Source organism: Pseudomonas sp. K5002 (assembly GCF_013386655.1).
In the GTDB taxonomy this organism is placed as follows: domain Bacteria; phylum Pseudomonadota; class Gammaproteobacteria; order Pseudomonadales; family Pseudomonadaceae; genus Aquipseudomonas.
Genome location: NZ_JACARK010001043.1, coordinates 1 through 994 on the forward strand (window position 1 = coordinate 1; position 994 = coordinate 994).

A 994-nucleotide genomic window follows, 5' to 3' on the forward strand; every position below is an offset into this window, starting at 1 on the left:
AAACCTTGCGCCGGGCCCAGGACGAACTGGTGCAGGCCGGCAAACTCGCGGCCATCGGCCAGATGTCCACCAGCATCGCCCATGAATTGAACCAGCCACTGGCCGCCCTGCGTACCCTGTCGGGCAACACCGTGCGCTTCCTTGAGCGTGGGGCGCTGGACACCGCCAGTGCCAACCTCAAGACCATCAACGAACTGATCGACCGCATGGGTCGCATCACCGCCAGCCTGCGCTCCTTTGCCCGGCGTGGCGATGACCAGGGCGAAGCCAATCTGGGCAAGGCCGTGGACGCTACGTTCCAGATCCTCGGCAGTCGCCTGGAGACCCTGCCGCTGACGGTGCACCGCCACTTCAGCAGCGCGCAGTTGCAGATCGACCAGACACGCCTGGAGCAGATCCTGGTCAACCTGATGGGCAACGCCCTGGACGCGATGCAGGCGCAACCGGCCCCCGAACTGTGGCTGGAAGGCGACGTCGCCGACGGCAAATATCGCCTGCGGGTGCGCGATAACGGCCACGGGATTGATCCCGAGACCCGCAAGCATTTGTTCGAACCGTTCTTTACCACCAAACCCGGCGAACAAGGCCTGGGCCTCGGCCTCACGCTGTCGGCCAGCCTCGCGGCGGCGACCGGCGGCAACCTCGCCGTCGAGCATCCGGCCAGCGGTGGTACTGCCTTTGTCCTGAGTTTGCCGCTGGCGAGCCCTCAACAAGTCGAGTCGAAATGAACGCAGAAAAAACCACCGACCTGACCGTCCTGATCGTCGAAGACGACCCCCATGTATTGCTCGGCTGCCAGCAAGCCCTGGCCCTGGAAGACATTCCCAGCGTGGGCGTGGGCAGTGCCGAAGAGGCCCTGACCCTCGTCGGTGAAAACTTCGCCGGCATCGTCATCAGCGATATTCGCCTGCCGGGCATCGACGGCCTGGAGTTGCTGACCCGGCTCAAGGCTCTGGATAAAAGCCTGCCGGTGGTGCTGATCACCGGCCACGGC

Annotated in this window: 2 protein-coding genes; both read left to right on the forward strand. The window is 64.6% G+C overall.

Features of this window, described 5'->3' with window-relative positions; genetic code table 11:
* A partial coding sequence (locus tag HX846_RS32955) for a sensor histidine kinase (RefSeq protein ID WP_256740229.1) occupies positions 1 to 728 on the forward strand: 728 nt, incomplete at its 5' end.
* Positions 725 to 994, forward strand: a 270-nt coding sequence (locus tag HX846_RS32960) for a response regulator (RefSeq protein ID WP_178967023.1), incomplete at its 3' end; no start/stop codon positions are given. The genes HX846_RS32955 and HX846_RS32960, both read left to right, overlap by 4 nt.